Source organism: Sagittula sp. S175 (assembly GCF_049800975.1).
GTDB lineage: Bacteria > Pseudomonadota > Alphaproteobacteria > Rhodobacterales > Rhodobacteraceae > Sagittula.
This window is the reverse complement of the sequence record NZ_JBNAGB010000042.1, coordinates 4,188-19,535: the sequence shown is the minus strand read 5'-3', so window position 1 is coordinate 19,535 and position 15,348 is coordinate 4,188. Positions and strand designations below refer to the sequence as shown.

The 15,348-nt window shown below is 60.7% G+C and carries 14 protein-coding genes; 6 read left to right on the top strand and 8 right to left on the bottom strand.

Annotated elements, in window-relative coordinates:
- The coding region (locus ACP16H_RS25610; RefSeq protein ID WP_425070187.1) for a transposase at positions 1 to 380 on the top strand (380 nt) is incomplete at its 5' end.
- Entirely contained in the window at positions 349 to 633 is a 285-nt protein-coding gene (locus ACP16H_RS25605; RefSeq protein WP_425074991.1) for a tyrosine-type recombinase/integrase, read from the top strand. The genes ACP16H_RS25610 and ACP16H_RS25605, both read left to right, overlap by 32 nt.
- A 290-nt stretch (positions 634 to 923) precedes the next feature.
- Here ACP16H_RS25605 and ACP16H_RS25600 read toward each other — a convergent pair whose 3' ends face one another.
- The 8 genes from ACP16H_RS25600 to ACP16H_RS25565 form a co-directional block, all read right to left on the bottom strand.
- The gene (locus ACP16H_RS25600) at positions 924 to 2,324 is read right to left on the bottom strand and encodes a hypothetical protein (protein WP_425074990.1); all 1,401 of its coding nucleotides are present in this window, start codon (positions 2,322 to 2,324) and stop codon (positions 924 to 926) included.
- Between the two features lie 21 nt (positions 2,325 to 2,345).
- A complete protein-coding gene (locus tag ACP16H_RS25595) occupies positions 2,346 to 3,140 on the bottom strand; it encodes a hypothetical protein (protein ID WP_425074989.1) in 795 nt (264 codons plus the stop codon).
- The gene (locus tag ACP16H_RS25590) at positions 3,140 to 4,558 is read right to left on the bottom strand and encodes a hypothetical protein (RefSeq protein WP_425074988.1); all 1,419 of its coding nucleotides are present in this window, start codon (positions 4,556 to 4,558) and stop codon (positions 3,140 to 3,142) included. The genes ACP16H_RS25595 and ACP16H_RS25590 overlap by 1 nt, the downstream gene beginning before the upstream one ends.
- An 8-nt stretch (positions 4,559 to 4,566) precedes the next feature.
- Complete coding sequence (locus tag ACP16H_RS25585; RefSeq protein WP_425074987.1) at positions 4,567 to 6,594, bottom strand: N-6 DNA methylase; 2,028 nt, start codon at positions 6,592 to 6,594, stop codon at positions 4,567 to 4,569.
- Between the two features lie 477 nt (positions 6,595 to 7,071).
- Positions 7,072 to 7,809 carry a hypothetical protein gene (locus tag ACP16H_RS25580; RefSeq protein ID WP_425074986.1) on the bottom strand — a complete coding sequence of 246 codons (738 nt, stop codon included), beginning with the start codon at positions 7,807 to 7,809 and terminating at the stop codon, positions 7,072 to 7,074.
- A gap of 32 nt (positions 7,810 to 7,841) precedes the next feature.
- Complete coding sequence (locus ACP16H_RS25575; RefSeq protein WP_425074985.1) at positions 7,842 to 8,354, bottom strand: hypothetical protein; 513 nt, start codon at positions 8,352 to 8,354, stop codon at positions 7,842 to 7,844.
- A 24-nt stretch (positions 8,355 to 8,378) separates the two neighbouring features.
- A complete protein-coding gene (locus tag ACP16H_RS25570; protein ID WP_425074984.1) occupies positions 8,379 to 9,338 on the bottom strand; it encodes a hypothetical protein in 960 nt (319 codons plus the stop codon).
- A gap of 3 nt (positions 9,339 to 9,341) precedes the next feature.
- Entirely contained in the window at positions 9,342 to 9,821 is a 480-nt protein-coding gene (locus tag ACP16H_RS25565; protein ID WP_425074983.1) for a hypothetical protein, read from the bottom strand.
- Between the two features lie 336 nt (positions 9,822 to 10,157).
- Here ACP16H_RS25565 and ACP16H_RS25560 point away from each other — a divergent pair, with 336 nt between their 5' ends.
- The 4 genes from ACP16H_RS25560 to ACP16H_RS25545 all read left to right on the top strand — a co-directional run bounded on the left by ACP16H_RS25560 (position 10,158) and on the right by ACP16H_RS25545 (position 15,244).
- Positions 10,158 to 11,264, top strand: a complete 1,107-nt coding sequence (locus ACP16H_RS25560; RefSeq protein ID WP_425074982.1) for an MHYT domain-containing protein — start codon at positions 10,158 to 10,160, stop codon at positions 11,262 to 11,264.
- Between the two features lie 233 nt (positions 11,265 to 11,497).
- Positions 11,498 to 12,334 (top strand): FAD binding domain-containing protein, encoded by an 837-nt coding sequence (locus ACP16H_RS25555; RefSeq protein ID WP_425074981.1) that lies wholly within the window; start codon positions 11,498 to 11,500, stop codon positions 12,332 to 12,334.
- 4 nt (positions 12,335 to 12,338) lie between these two features.
- Positions 12,339 to 12,833: a (2Fe-2S)-binding protein gene (locus ACP16H_RS25550; protein ID WP_425074980.1), complete on the top strand. Its 495-nt coding sequence runs from the start codon at positions 12,339 to 12,341 to the stop codon at positions 12,831 to 12,833.
- Complete coding sequence (locus ACP16H_RS25545; RefSeq protein ID WP_425074979.1) at positions 12,830 to 15,244, top strand: aerobic carbon-monoxide dehydrogenase large subunit; 2,415 nt, start codon at positions 12,830 to 12,832, stop codon at positions 15,242 to 15,244. The genes ACP16H_RS25550 and ACP16H_RS25545 overlap by 4 nt, the downstream gene beginning before the upstream one ends.
- Positions 15,245 to 15,348 lie beyond the last annotated feature (104 nt).

Sequence of the window (15,348 nt, the reverse complement as noted above, 5' to 3'; positions counted from 1 at the left end):
CGAACGAGGCGATCGGCAGCGTCACCGCAGACGGTGCGTATGATACCCGCAAATGCCACGACGCCATCGCTGACCGCGGTGCCCATGCCGTCATCCCACCCCGCAAAAACGCTAAGTCGTGGAAGGCCGTCACCGCGGGTGCGGTGGCCAGAAACGAGGCCCTGCGAACTTCGAAATACCTCGGCCGCGCTATCTGGCGAAACTGGAGCGGATACCACCGCCGAAGCCGCGTCGAGACCAAGATGCACTGCGTTAAACTGCTGGGGCAGCGCCTCATGGCGCGGGACTTCGACCGACAGGTCGCTGAGCTTCAGGTCCGTATCGCCGTTCTGAACGGCTACACCGCCCTTGGCATCCCTGTCACAGAAGTCGTGGGATAAATCCGTCCGGGGAAAGGGGAACTCCGCTCAGAGACGGTTTTGTGCAACAGAGTCGCCGGGCCTCGTCTTCCACAGCCTGCGGCACGCGGTGGTAACGCGACTGGGGCAAACAGACGTGCCAGAGCCTATCATCCAGTGCATCGTCGGCCACGCACGGTCAGGCGTGACGCAGGAAGTCTATCTGAGGGAAGGCTACACTCTAGCACAGTTGAAAGATGCGATTGACCGCTTCGCCGTCGCACAAGCTAACTAGCCGGTCGGTTGGTCGGGGCCGTCCCGCATGGCCCCTTCCATCAGCTAATCAAAGCAATCAGCTACACCTGACGCGCGAGGTCACTCCGCCACCGCCATACAATCACTGAGCATCTTTGTGCTGGTCGAACCGGGCAAAGCAATGATCGAAAATAGGTGCGCACGCCGCCAAAATCGTTACCGGTAATGAGGGAGGGCCGGAGGCGGCGCGACCGGAAGGTGTTACAGGCAAAATAACTATTATTTTATTTCCAATAAGTTACATGACATGCCCACATATAGGGAGGAACACTAGAGCGGCTCACGGGATGTCCAAAAAGCCTGCAAACGGCCTTCGTAGCCTTCGGGTTTCAGCAACCTTGCAATGTCTGGCTCTATGGGGTCTTCGCTTGGCTCGACTTGTTCCCCAATGCCCGCCTTGAAATCGACCCTGTTCTCCACCCCGAACATGTCCTTGAAAACCGCTGTCATGGTGTCTTCCAGGACATCCCGCATCTCGTGATGGACAATGAAGCTGTCGTGCACAGGCAGGCACGCATAGCCCATGTCCGCAAACTTGAGCATCACGGCTTCGGCCAGATCGCTGTCCATACGTTGAAGCCGTAACCCGTAACCGGTCCCGAAGCGGTCCGCGCATTCCGGGTAACTCTTGACAATGAAACGCTTGAAGGCTTCCCAGTTTCGACCAGTCAGCGTTTCATCGTAATTCTTGATCTTGCTTATGCCCTTGACACTATCAGCATTCAGAAGCGCATTGAATGTCTGCTTCACAAGTTTCCGTTCATCCTCATTCCCCTTGTTGGTGACACAGCGTGCATATGGGTCAGTGGGAATGTCCTTGCGTGCAATTGCAAACAGCATCGCGGGATGGATGCCTGAATGGTCAACCTCGACCGTCTTCTTGCCGTCGATCAAGATGTGCCGCCGTAAATGGCTGGGAATGCTGATCCACCATGCACCGTAGAAGCGCCCGCCCTGTTCCCACTCATCGTTGTTGAAGACCCGGTAGACCGTTCGTGCGGCAAAGTCGAAGGACTGAGCGGCTTCATGGTCTCGTGTCCCGTCTAGGCGCTTCAACTCTTGGGCCAGTTGCTCGTCCGTCAGTGCCAGGTCTGCCCAATGGCTTTCCAGCATCTTGTTGATGATCCGCAGCCGATCCCGCGCCGCATTGGCGAAGGCGTCATCGCCATACTCGATAAGCCGCTTCTTGCTGTCTTTCAGGCGGATACCTTCAGCGTTCGGGTGCCGCCGCAAATCGACTACAGAGGCACCGACCCGTTCAATCCTTGCCATTAAGGAGGCGGTCGGCATGTAGCGGGCCACTCGGCTGTTCTTCTTCGCAGGATCGTCCCAATGCGGCGTGCTCATCACGATCAACCCAGCGGCTTCCAGTGCCTTCACCGCATCCACGAAGGTCCGGGCTGAAAGGAAACTTGCCCCGTAACGCGACTTGCAAACCTCCTGCACAGCGGTCCTGCCGGTCCCGATACCAACCTCAAGTGTGGGGTCGCTTTCATGCGCCCGGAACAGGTCAAGCACGATGGCCTTGATGGACGCTTCAAAGCGCGGCTGCGCATCGAACTTGAACGGCTTGGCCCGCGCGGCGGTCAGGTCCGCGCAGAGCGTGTGCAGATACGCAGTCAGCACCGGGTTGTCGGTTGTCCATTGTGGGTCAAACGGGCGCGCTGTCACGGTCGGGTATCTGTCTGCTTTTCAGCCTATGCTGCGTAGGAAGCATGTCACTATCTTGTAGGCTGGTTCGAAGCACGCAAGCACTTGCTCGTCAGGGTCCACTTCGCCGTGTAGTAGCGCATTTCGCATCGCGTATAGGGTTTCGACAAGGCCAGCCAACAGGTCTGCGTTCGTGCATTGGAAGTGCATCGTCGATACCTGCAACTGCGGGCCGCCACCTTGCACAAGGTCCACCATCGGGCGCGGGTTGCAGCCGTCATAGAACTCTCGCAGCCTGAGTTGCTGCGCTGCGGACAAATCGGCTGTGAACTCTGGCAGAGCATAGACGGTCGCTGGATCATACCGCTCCTGCAAATATTGAAACTTCACGTTGCCGGTATTCAGCGAAGCAACAGTCACTTCGATATGCCCACCTTGTATTCGCCGGGCAGTGAAGCGCTGGCCGTTCCGGTCGATCTGCTCGTTTTGCAGATATTTGGGGGCGATGCACACTTCCCTCAGCGACACCCGCTCGACATTGCCCTTGGGCGTTACCTCCCATTGAATGTCGTCCAGTTGACGTTGCAAGTCGCAGATTGCCTGTTTGAGCCGCTCCGCTTCTGCGGTTTCATTGTCATGTTGCAGCAGGGGCAGGACGCGGCGGCGTAGTCGGCTGTTGTTGTGGCGGATAGCAAAGTTGAGCATATCGCGCTCTCTGCCCTGCCCGCTGGCGTCCCTATACCATGCATTGAAAGCGGCCCACGCCTTCACGAATGGGCCGATATAGTCTATCTCTGCCCGTTCAAGCCAGTCACGTGCATGTGGTGGAAGCGCCATCAGTCTGCCCCCTCTGCATCATCAAGGAAGGCCATCGCGGCGTCTTCGCCGTCTTCAATTGCGATCTCAACGGCCCGCTTGGCAGCTTCGAGTAGCTGGCGCGCTTTGTGGCGCGCGGCGAAGCCTTCCTGCACGATGGTCGTTATCTGGTCAGAGACACCGGCTACTGCGTCAGGCACCGGGATCGACAGCAGGTCGCCTTCGCTGAAACGTGGGTGCTGCGATCCGTCCTGGCACCACTTTAGAATGCTTTGTGCCGGGGTCGCACGCAGGAACACCATAAGGGTCTCGGGGGAGATATCGGCCTGTCCTGCCTTGGGACGCAGCACGATGAACTCAGACGATCCGACCGAGGGAATGGCATCGCCCGTGCGCACCACGGCTACTTCCTTTAGGTAAGCACGCAGGCGCGATATGGCCACGTCACCGTCTTGGAAGGTCTTCTTGATGCTGCCGATCTCGCCTGCCGCCTGCGGCTCCTTCTCGGCGTCAAGCAAGGGCACCAGCGCGTCGGTCACGTCATAGTTGCGCACCTGCATGTCGGGCGGGGCGCGGTCGGGCACAAACATGTCGCGGATGCTGTCCACCCGGTCGCCAAGCGCCTGCCCCGGAAGCGTGGCGAGCGACTGACGTACCTGCTCTTTGGCGGGCATAAAATACTGGGCATCCAAGCGCCCGGCGGCGAAGGCGTCGCTGGCGCGGGCGGAGTAGCTGAGCGGTTCCGGTGGTGTCCAGTCCGCTAAACCCAGCGCCTCAAGTAGCTTGTCTTCGGCCCGCTGCTGTAGTCCTTTTGACTGCTCTATCAGGGCGAGTGCTGCACGGAAGGCTTTTTCAACTGCACGCTGAAAGCCCTGAGACGGTTCGAATACCAGCACATCCCTTAGATCGTCGAGGTTGAGGCCCTTCTGGATTGCTCCGCGCTCTTTGCGAAGCGTTAGGTTTCTTCCGTGCCGACAGTTTAGATACACAGTGAGGAAAACAGGGTTAAGCGTGTCAGGTCGTACCACCGAACTCTTGCAACTGAATACAGCCGGAAGGTCTTTGTCAGTCACAAGGGCAGCGTTTCCGATAGTGCCTACCACCGAAATCATCACGTCATCTTCTCTGAGCGCGTATCTCTCCAAGCGCCGGTAATCCGTTTCGGGCATGAAGACATTGTCATTGTCCATCAGGGTAAGCGGCTTGACATCTTTTCCTCGGATATACCGAAAGTCTTCTACATCGGTGTAGTTATCGACTGTGAATGCAGACCCAAACGGGCCAATCAAGAAATCTGCTGCTTCTCCCATAGGGACGCACTTTCTTGCTTGGACCTCAGCTTCAAGTTTCAGGAACTTCTTTTGGTAGTACTCGCTGTCGATCCGCCCTGAGAACTCAAGGTTGGACTTCGGTACTAGGCTTGCTTCCAGCCCCTCCAACAGTGCGCTTAGGCGGTCACTGTCGAAGGGGCGTGGCGAAAAAAACTGAACTGCTCCTGCGCAGCGAACTCTTGGAAGGCTTCGGCTATCCCGACCTGCGTCAGCCCTTCGTGATTGTGGAGGTCATGGGCCACGATGAAGTGCCCGTGTGTGTCGCGCATGAGCGTTCCGTCATCGCGGCGCACATAAACCTTCTCGCCCGAGTTGTTGACGCTTTCCACCTGCTGCGTGGCGAAGAAGATGCTGTAGTCCTCCACCTTCGGACAAAGCGGCCCTGCGACGGGATCGTCGTTCCACTTCTGAACGAACAGCACGCTGGTCTTGGTGCCCGTGTGGGGCTTGAACGTGTTGGGGTGCAGCCCGACCACGGCAAGGATGCGACAGCGTTCCATGATGAACTCGCGCACGCGCTGGTCGGACGAGTTGTTGAACCGGCCCTGCGGCAGCACCACGGCCATGCGCCCGCCCGGTTTCAAGAAGTCCAGATTGCGTTCGATGAACAACAAGTCGCGACCCACTGCGCGTTCCAGCTTGCCGTTCTTCTTGTGTGCCAGGTCATAGGGCGACAGCATGTCCGACTGCTTGATGTCGCCCGCGAACGGCGGGTTGGCCATCAGCACGTCATAGCCGAAGGACCGATAGTCTGCCTGACGCGGATTAGCTCGCAGCTTGCGCAAGCGTCGCCACCCGTCGCCGTAGGTGTCGGACCACTCGTCCTGCTTCACCGTCTCGTCCCACTTGGTCCAATCCAGCGTGTTGAGGTGAAGCACGTTGGTTTCGCCATCGCCCGCAATGAGGTTGAGGCAACGCGACACGCGGACCGACTTTTCATCGAAGTCGATAGCGAACACCTTGTCGCGCACATAATCTTCGCAGCGTGGCGGCTTCTGGTCCATCGTGAACAGGTGGCTTTCCTCTAGCCCCAAGTCCTCCATGATCTGACGCCAGACGTGGAACATGGTGTGCACCGTGAAGCCCGCCGAACCGCAAGCAGTGTCGATCACGGTTTCATGCTCCTGCGGATTGAGCATCTTCACGCACATGTCGATGACCCAGCGCGGGGTGAAGTATTGCCCCTTCTCGCCCTTCGACGACTTGTTTACGAGGTATTCGAAGGCGTCGTCGATCACGTCGAGGTTGGAGTTGAACAGCTTCCATTCTTCGAGTGACCCGACACAGACTTGCAGGTGGTCCGGTGACAGGCGGATGCGTTCATCGTCTAGGAATACACCGGGCCACTTGCGCTTTGCTTCGTCGAACAGGTCTTGCATGGCGCGCTTGAGTTGCGCGGCAGTGTTGGTGTTGCGGAAGCGCAGATAGGGGTGCTGGCCGCGATGCGTGGCCATCTCGTCATACAGCTTCGTGAAGATCAGCTTGAAGACTTCTTCGAAGACATCGACGCCAGCGTTGGCCAGCACTTCGTTCTCCATGTCCACGATCAACTCGCGCAGCGACCGTGCTTTTGACCCTTCGCGTTCCCGTTCGTTCTCCTTGTCGATAAGAGTCTGAATTGTCCACGGTTGATCGACGATATCTTCAATCGTCTGCGCAGCCCGTGGCAGGTGGTGAATGGGGACAAAGTAGTTGGGGTTTTTACGGTGCCAGACTTCGGCCAGAATGCCGTTGCTCCATACGGCCAAAGGTGCGCCCGTGGCATGGGTGTATGAGCGCAATTGCTCTTTGCCGTCCCGTAGCTTGGCAGCTTTCACTTCAATGATGATGTAGGGAACCGTGGGCCGGTCAGCATCGAAGACGACGATATCGGCACGCTTTGAACTGTCGCGTCCGAATGTGATGGGGTACTCGACTTGAATGCGCGATGGTGCATAGCCGTATTGGTCAATCAGCCGAGCAAGCCAAAGCTGGCGCGTCCTTTCCTCCGGGCTTAGCTGCACGGCTTTATTGCGAACAAGGCAGTTGACGTAAGGCTTCGTGGTGCCCCTTACCTCGCGTGTCTCACTCCGGTTATCGAGTGCTTTGTTCTCGTCCTCTGAGAAAAGAACGAACTCGCTAAACTCATTGGTTACTTTGTTCATTGGCGCCCACTCGTCTTACTGGCGGCTCTGTGGCCACTGCTGGATACCACCCGTTGTAGCTGAGCAAACGCGCAGCCACAAAGGGCAACTGCAAGATTTTGTGGCAGATTTTTCCGCGCCCTCAACTATGACCCTCGGCGCGCGTTTCTCCCCCATGCCATGGCGGTCCATGGCGGTCCTGTACCTCCCACGCCCGCTTCGCAACTCGCCCCCACTATAGGAGAAAAGGACGCCGAAGGCCGCATCCGCCCCACCTATAGGACGGTAGGAAGGCCATTTGAGCGACACCCGGCGATTGACAGAAACACAACCCAGACAGCATAAGTGTGACACGAAGTGCGACACACAACTGAACCTCGCACTTGATCTTTCAAGCCTGTCAATGGCTTAGAAAAATGGTAGCGATTCCGGTACTCGCCTCCACTTTCTCCGAAAATCGGTAGCGTCAGTCCTTGGGTGCCTTCTGCGCCATCAGGGTCACAGGTAGCGCAGGCTTCCGTCAAAACTGTCGGGTCGCCTCCAGTCGAACAGGGCCGGGTCCGTTCGTCGGATCGCAGGGTTCAGTTCAATCAGATGCGCCAGAAGCGTCCCGTCAGCCTCTTGCGTCAATCCCACGTCCAGGACCACATCCGTCAGGTGCAGCGCGGGCAGCACCTGCTGGAAGAGCCGACGCAGGTCATCGCGAATGGCCGCCTCGTTCTGCGCAATTTGGGGGTGACGCAGGTGAAGCGGGTATTGGCTGACGCCTCTGACCCGTCCCTCCATGACGAAGACGCGGAATTCTCCCCACGGGAGGAACCTCAGGAAAGGACGCAGGTATAGCGTAGCGGGCCGTTCCTCGCGGAGCATGGGGACGAGAAAGGACGCCATGCGCGGGTTTGGCCGCGTGACGACACGCAACAGGTCGTCCGGCGTGCAGACGGCCACCACGGGCCCGCGCCACTTGAAACTTGCCATTCCCAAGCGTGGGAACATAGCGGCCCCGTTGGGTTGCGGCAGCACTTCGGTGATACTGTTCAGCAGGGCGTCGGAAAAACCATGCGCAGGCAGTCCATCCATATCCAGCGTACGCAAGAAGCCCGGGGTCGCCTGCCCCATGGCGATCAGGTCACCGGACTCTAGGGGAATGGCAACCATCGGCCCCAAAAGATCCAGCAAATCGGGCGGATAGGCCTCGAAAGAGGTTTCCCAGATGCGCGGATTCGTCTTTGTCATGCAATCGGTCCCGAGGTCCTTCCAGCGTGCCTTCAGAACGCGCTGCGTGGCCCCAACTGGTCAAGAAAACTGCGCAGGTTCGGTGCGACAAAGCCCATGGCCTGCGTGTTGTCCCCTTCTCCCAGCGCGTCGTGGGCCCGTTTCCAGACGGTGATCCGCCCATAGTCGGACGAGCCCTGATCGACGCAGACCATCAGTTGCCAACGCGCGTCTTCCAGTGCCGTGCCGAAAGTCACGTAGCCCGGCGGCAGGATCACGGCGCCCGCCTCGGCGTAAGCGGATTCGGCGAGAATGGCATTCTGCGAATGGATGTGGGCGGGATCCTCGATGCTTTCGAGCATCATGACCTGAACGCCGTTGTCAAACCGGGCCAGAAAATACTCGTCGTCGTCGCTCGCGCCGTCAAACTGGGTGACATAGGCCTCGACGAAGTCGCGCGGAAAGGCAGCACGGGGCAGGTGTGGACCAAAATCGAAATCGCCTGCGATCTCCGCGAAGCGGAGAATACCCTCCTCGCCCGAATAGTCATCGTAGATGAAGCCCATCTCTGCTCTCCTGCCCGTCGTTCGTCAGAAACTCTGATCCCGCGTCATTGAATCGCCGCCCGCGTGCGGCGTGCCGGAATTCGCCGTGCCGTCTGGCATTTCATAGGCCGTGTGCACATCCTTGTCGACGTAGCGCATCGTGACCCCATCCGGTTCGTGGTGCCACGTCCCAGTGGTATCGCGCCCGGCGCTGCGGCCCGTGGTGCTGATCCCCGTGCGTTCCTTGAAGGCCTTGGACGCTGCGGAAATGTCGGCGTTGCTGTCCCCCGACATATGTATCTGCACGGTGGGATCATGGCCCTTGATGCCCGGTGCGGGGAAGCCCGAGAAATCAGGTTTGCCATCGCGAAACGGTACACCCAGATGCCCGTTCGGGTGCTTTGCCAGTGCCTTGTCCAGCGATGTGCCGGGATCGGGCTTCCAGTAGCCGGAGCCCGCCGGGACCGGGTTGCCCTTGGCATCCACCCACTTGCCGCCGGTCTTTGGCAGACGCGAGACCTTGCGCAACTCGGCATCGCGTTTCTTGGCGCATGTCGCGCAGTCCATCTTCTTGTATTTCTCGATGATCGCATCGCGCCGCCGCTTCACCGCGTTCCAGTAGCGCGTGGCCGCCGCGCGGGACCGCGCAAGTGCACGCGCCTGCGTCAGGGCAGCCTTTGCCGCATCCAGCCGCTTGCCGATGCGGGCGACCGCCTTTGCGATCTTGCCCCCCTTGATGGTCGTCTTCGCGGCATCCCCCCCGCCCGGAATCATTCCAGCCAGATCCAGCGCGGCATCTGCCCAACGCCCGTTCCAGGCGTTCCAGATCGCCTGCCCGGCATCGACAACGGTCCCCGCCACGGGAATGTTGGACGCCGCCAGCAGACCTGCCTCCGTGGCCAGTGACCCCAGCTGACCTTCCAGCATGGTCACCTCGTCCTGAGCGGCCCTGACCCCCCGGTCACTGGCCACCGACGAATCGGAGATATTGTCGCGTATGTCCATGGATCAGTTCCCTCCGCGGCCCTGCGGTTGCAAGAACGGGAACTGCGCATACAGCTCCGAGAGATCCTCGACTTCGATACCAAGCACGTTTCCCGGCACCTCCTCCGGCGTCCAGTGCAGCATGTCCGCCCGGGCAATAGCCTCGTTCGCGACGGCCTCGTCCACGGACCAGAGGGCTTCGACCTTGTCCACTTCCGGCAAGCGGGACTGGAGAATCTCCTTGAAACCCGGCGTTTCATGGAGATTTGGTGCAAGCTGCCACATCAGCATGACGTATTGCGCCTGCAAATCCGGCCGACGGATACCGAAGTGTTCGGCATATCGCCGACCTGTGATCGTGTACGAAAGGCAAATCTCTGGGCCCAGATCGACCCAAAAATCCGGTCGTTCGTTCATCAGCAATTCGTGGCAGAACCACTCGGCAAACCGGTCGTCCGGAATCGGTGCTGCCTGCATCTGGTCCGTGGTGATGCGAAAGACCATGCTGTTGCTCGCCTCGCTACCGGGCGCTTCACGCACCCCGCCAAATCAATCGCTTACAACATGGCCTTCGACCGAACCCCGATCAAGGACGGTTTCCTTACCTTGACACAGCCCATTCAACGCCATCAGCTTCGGCTGTCGTCTGCAGCGCTGCGGGAACGTTTAGCTAAGACTGGTGCAAGCGTGCGGCAAGAGGGGCAAACCACCCGGCTACCGTCTGCTGCATCGCCGCAAAACAACCTTAACCAGATAAACCGAACCCGGATGATCCGAACAGTTGCGCCGTAGGACCAGCTTGGCGTAGGCATGGGTCTGCGGAGATCGGTGGGGAAGCAGGTGTTGGACGTATCGCATAACGCGTGGCTCGTGCTGGCGTCGTTGGCCATTGCCCTCATGGCGGGGTTCAGCGGCTTGTCGATCACGCGCGGCGCGTCGCGATTGCCGACCGCGCATCGCAAGTTAACCGTGGTCATTGCCGCCATCGTGCTGGGCGGCGGCATCTGGTCGATGCATTTCGTCGCCATGCTGGGGCTGCAACTGCCGATCCGTTATTACTACGATGGGCTGATGACCCTGATCTCGGCACTGATCGCCATCCTGATGGTCGGTCTTGCCCTGCTCATCCTGCATTTCCTTCCCAGGACCCGCATTACCCTCACCGCTGCGGGCAGCATCGTGGGTCTTGGCATCTCCGCCATGCACTACGTCGGCATGTTGGGGATGGAGTTGTGCCGCCCGCTGTTCGAGCCTCTCGGCATTGTCGTGGCCTTCGTCTGCGCAATCGTTCTGTCGAACCTTGCGATCTGGGTCGCCTATGGCGCGCGGACCAAGGGTAACATTTTGCTTGGCACCGTATGCTTTGCCGTCTCCGTCTGCGCCGTGCATTACATCGCAATGGCGGGAACTGGTTTCACGCTTGGGGACACCAACGCCGTCGGACCGGAAATCTCGAACGAGATCATGGCGATGGGCGTGACCGTCACCGCTTTTGTCATCTCTGGCACCTTCCTTTTAACCGGCGTCTCCTTCATCGACCCGCCGCAGACCGAGACCGTCACCACCAACACTGTTCCAGTAGAAGAGCCCCAACCGGAACAGGACGCCCCGGCCATTCTTCCCGTCCCGTTCGAAAGGGAGGGGCGTACACAGTTCCTGGACCGCGCTGCCATCGCTGCTGTGAGGGCCGAGGGACACTACACATTACTCTACTCCGGCAAGGACAAGCTGTTCTGTCCATGGTCGATTTCCGAAGCAGAGAGCCGCCTGCAAACCTCGCACTTCATACGGGCGCACCGCAGCTACCTCATCAACCCATTACATGTCACCGGGTTCGAGCGCACCAAAGACACCGGTGTCTGCTTCTTTGACACCACCGGGTCGTTGCCCAAGGTCCCCGTCAGCCGTTCACGCCTGCCCGCGGTACGTGAAGCGCTGGGACTCTGACCATATGCATTCCATGAACCGCCTCTGCCGCGGCGCGGCATTATTCCCGCTGCAGCTGTAGACACCCGGCGCACTGACAAGCAGTCAAACACCGTTTGCGCGCCATCGCATCTCGTGCACCCCTATCGCATTTCGTGCACACACCCCTGCGTTTCATGGCCAAACCGTAGGCGGTCCCGCCCCAACCGATAGCATCGGCGCAAACGTCATGATGACCATGGGAGGGCTCCTTCATGATTCCAGCCGGGTTCGAATACCACCGGCCTGCCGACCTTCAGGCGGCCATTGCACTGCTGACGACGCATGGCGATGAGGCGCGCGTCGTAGCGGGTGGGCACAGCCTGATACCGATGATGAAATTGCGCATGGCCGAGGTGAGGCACCTCGTCGATCTTCAGGCGATCGAAGCGCTGAAAGGCGTCACCATCGGCTCCGACAGCGTGACGCTGGGGGCGATGACGACGCAGTACGAACTGATCTCGAACGCCGATCTCGCGGCGAAACTGCCGATCCTGCGCGAGGCCGCCTTGCAGATCGCCGACCCGCAGGTGCGCTACATGGGCACCGTCGGCGGCAACGTCGCCAATGGCGACCCGGGCAACGACATGCCCGGCCTGATGCAATGCCTGAACGCCACCTACACGGTCGAAGGCCCGGACGGCCCCCGCCAGATCGCGGCGCGCGATTTCTACGAAAGCGCCTATTTCACCGCGCGCAGCGATGAAGAGATCCTCACCGGCATCTCGATCCCGCTGCCCGCCGCGGGCCACGGCTACGCCTATGAAAAGCAAAAGCGCAAGATCGGCGACTACGCCACCGCCGCCTGCGCGGTGATCGTCGGCGGGGGCGCGGCATCGGTCGCGATGACCAACCTTGCCGATACGCCGATCTGGTCGGCCGAGGCCGGTCAGGCGCTGGCCGCCGGGGACGTGGACGGGGCCGTTGCCGCCGCTCTCGCCGCCATCGACCCCCAGGAAGACATGCGCGGACCCGTAGCCTTCAAGCGCCACGTCGCGGGCGTCGTGATCCGCCGCGCCATGACCCGCGCCCTCGAACGCGCGAAAGGATAACGACATGAGCAAGATGCACGTCAAATTCACCCTCAACGGGGAAGAAGTCGAAGGGCTGGCGGAACCGCGCACCCTGCTGATCCACTTCCTGCGCGAAAACCTGCGCGTCACCGGCCCACATATCGGCTGCGAGACCTCGCATTGCGGCGCCTGCACTGTCGACATGAACGGCAAGTCGGTGAAATCCTGCACGGTTTTCGTCGCTCAGGCCAATGGTGCGGATGTCACCACCATCGAGGGGCTGACCAACCCGGACGGCTCGCTGGGCGTGATCCAAGAGATGTTCCGCGAACACCACGGTCTTCAGTGCGGGTTCTGCACGCCGGGCATGATCACCCGCGCACACAGGCTGCTGCAGGAAAACCCGAACCCGACCGAGGAAGAGGTGCGCTTTGGCATCGCTGGCAACATCTGCCGCTGCACCGGTTACCAGAACATCGTGAAGGCCGTTTTGGCGTCTGCGGACGTCCTGAATGCGCAGAAGGAGGCCGCGGAATGAAGGACGAGGTTTCGACAGAGGACCGCAAGGGCGCCCTCAAGGGCATGGGCTGCTCGCGCAAGCGGGTGGAGGACGTTCGGTTCACCCAAGGCAAGGGCAATTACGTCGACGACATCAAGATGGACGGCATGCTGTTCGGCGATTTCGTCCGCTCGCCCTACGCCCATGCGCGGGTGAAGGGCATCAACAAGGACGCCGCGCTGGCGATCCCCGGCGTCGTCGCGGTGCTGACCGCCGAGGACCTCGCGCCGCTGGGCCTGCACTGGATGCCGACCCTTGCGGGCGACAAGCAGATGGTGCTGGCGGACGGCAAGGTGCTGTTCCAAGGGCAGGAAGTGGCCTTCGTCGTCGCCACCGACCGCTACGCCGCCGCCGATGGCGTCGAGGCGGTGGAGGTCGATTACGAGGACCTGCCGGTCGTCACCGACCCGTTCAAGGCGCTGGAGCCCGACGCGCCCGTTCTGCGCGAGGATCTGGAGGGCCAGACCGAGGGCGCGCATGGCCCCCGCAAACATCACAACCACATCTTCACCTGGGAACAGGGTTCAAAGGAGGACACGGAGAAGGTGCTGGACAGCGCCGAGGTGGTGGCCGAGGAGATGGTCTATTACCACCGGACCCACCCCAACCCGCTGGAAACCTGCGGTTGCGTGGCGTCGATGGACAAGGTCACGGGCAAGCTGACGCTGTATGGCACCTTCCAGGCGCCGCACGCGATCCGCACCGTTGTGTCTCTGATCTCGTCGATCCCGGAACACAAGATCCGCGTCGTGTCCCCGGACATCGGCGGCGGCTTCGGCAACAAGGTGGGCGCGTATTCGGGCTATGTCTGCTCGGTCGTGGCGTCGATCGTCACCGGCAAGCCGGTGAAGTGGATCGAGGACAAGATGGACAACCTCATGTCCACTGCCTTTGCCCGCGATTACTGGATGAAGGGCAAGATTTCCGCCACCAAGGAAGGCAAGATCACCGGGCTGTGGTGCCATGTCACCGCCGACCATGGCGGGTTCGACGCCTGCGCCGATCCGACGAAATTCCCGGCGGGCTTCTTCAACATCTGCACCGGGTCTTATGACATTCCGACCGCCTACCTGGCCGTGGACGGGGTCTATACCAACAAGGCACCGGGCGGGGTGGCCTACCGCTGTTCCTTCCGCGTGACGGAAGCGGCCTATTTCATCGAACGCATGATCGAAGTGCTTGCGATCAAGCTGGACATGGACGCGGCAGAGCTGCGGCGCATCAACTTCATCAAGAAGGAGCAGTTCCCCTATCAGTCCGCCCTGGGCTGGGAGTATGACTCGGGCGACTACCACACCGCCTGGGACAAGGCGCTGGAAGCGGTCGATTACAAGGGCCTGCGGGCTGAGCAGGCGCAGCGGGTGGCCGATTTCAAGGCGGGCAAGACGCGCAAGCTGATGGGCGTGGGCCTGACGTTCTTTACCGAGATCGTCGGCGCGGGTCCGATAAAGAATTGCGATATCCTCGGGCTGGGCATGTTCGATTCCTGCGAAATCCGCATTCACCCCACGGGGTCGGCGATTGCTCGGCTAGGGACGATCAGCCAAGGCCAAGGCCATGCCACGACCTTTGCGCAGATCATCGCGTCCGAGATCGGCATACCGGCGGATGACATCACGCTGGAGGAAGGCGACACCGATACCGCGCCTTATGGCCTGGGCACCTACGGGTCCCGGTCTACCCCTGTGGCCGGTGCGGCGACCGCCATGGCCTCGCGCAAGATCCGCGCCAAGGCGCAGATGATCGCGGCCTACCTGCTGGAAGTGCATGACGACGACGTGGAATGGGACGTGGACCGCTTCGTGGTGAAGGGCGCGCCGGAGCGGTTCAAGACCATGAAGGAGATCGCGTTCGCTTCTTATAACCAAGCTATCCCGGGCATCGAGCCGGGGCTGGAGGCGGTCAGCTACTATGATCCGCCGAACATGACCTACCCCTTTGGCGCCTATATCTGCGTCATGGACCTGGACGTGGACACGGGCGAGCACGAGATCCGCAAGTTCTACGCGCTGGACGACTGCGGCACCCGCATCAACCCGATGATCATCGACGGGCAGGTGCATGGCGGCTGTACCGAAGGGTACGCCATCGCGATGGGGCAGGAGATCGCCTACGACGAGATGGGCAACCACAAGACGGCGACCTTGATGGACTTCTTCGTGCCCACCGCGTGGGAAACACCGGAGTACCAGACGGACTTTACCGTCACGCCGTCTCCGCACCATCCGATCGGGGCGAAGGGCGTGGGCGAAAGCCCGAACGTGGGCTCGGTCCCGGCGTTTTCGAACGCGGTGCACGATGCCTTCCGGGCGTTCGGGCTGGTTCAGAGCCACATGCCGCATGACCACTGGCGCGTGTGGAAGATCGCCGAAGAGCTGGGTCTGCACTGAGGTTTCGCCGCGCTGACGCGCGGCGACCTGGGGGGGGGGGGGGGGGGGGGGGGGGGGGGGGGGGGGGGGGGGGGCGCGGCCCGCGCCGCGGGAGGGGGGGACCG

Bases quoted from the DNA above. Each gene is read 5' to 3' on its own strand.
- ACP16H_RS25595 (WP_425074989.1), bottom strand. From the start codon at position 3,140: ATGGCGCTTCCACCACATGCACGTGACTGGCTTGAACGGGCAGAGATA.
- ACP16H_RS25585 (WP_425074987.1), bottom strand. From the start codon at position 6,594: ATGAACAAAGTAACCAATGAGTTTAGCGAGTTCGTTCTTTTCTCAGAG.
- ACP16H_RS25580 (WP_425074986.1), bottom strand. From the start codon at position 7,809: ATGACAAAGACGAATCCGCGCATCTGGGAAACCTCTTTCGAGGCCTAT.
- ACP16H_RS25575 (WP_425074985.1), bottom strand. From the start codon at position 8,354: ATGGGCTTCATCTACGATGACTATTCGGGCGAGGAGGGTATTCTCCGC.
- ACP16H_RS25570 (WP_425074984.1), bottom strand. From the start codon at position 9,338: ATGGACATACGCGACAATATCTCCGATTCGTCGGTGGCCAGTGACCGG.
- ACP16H_RS25565 (WP_425074983.1), bottom strand. From the start codon at position 9,821: ATGGTCTTTCGCATCACCACGGACCAGATGCAGGCAGCACCGATTCCG.
- ACP16H_RS25555 (WP_425074981.1), top strand. From the start codon at position 11,498: ATGATTCCAGCCGGGTTCGAATACCACCGGCCTGCCGACCTTCAGGCG.
- ACP16H_RS25550 (WP_425074980.1), top strand. From the start codon at position 12,339: ATGAGCAAGATGCACGTCAAATTCACCCTCAACGGGGAAGAAGTCGAA.
- ACP16H_RS25545 (WP_425074979.1), top strand. From the start codon at position 12,830: ATGAAGGACGAGGTTTCGACAGAGGACCGCAAGGGCGCCCTCAAGGGC.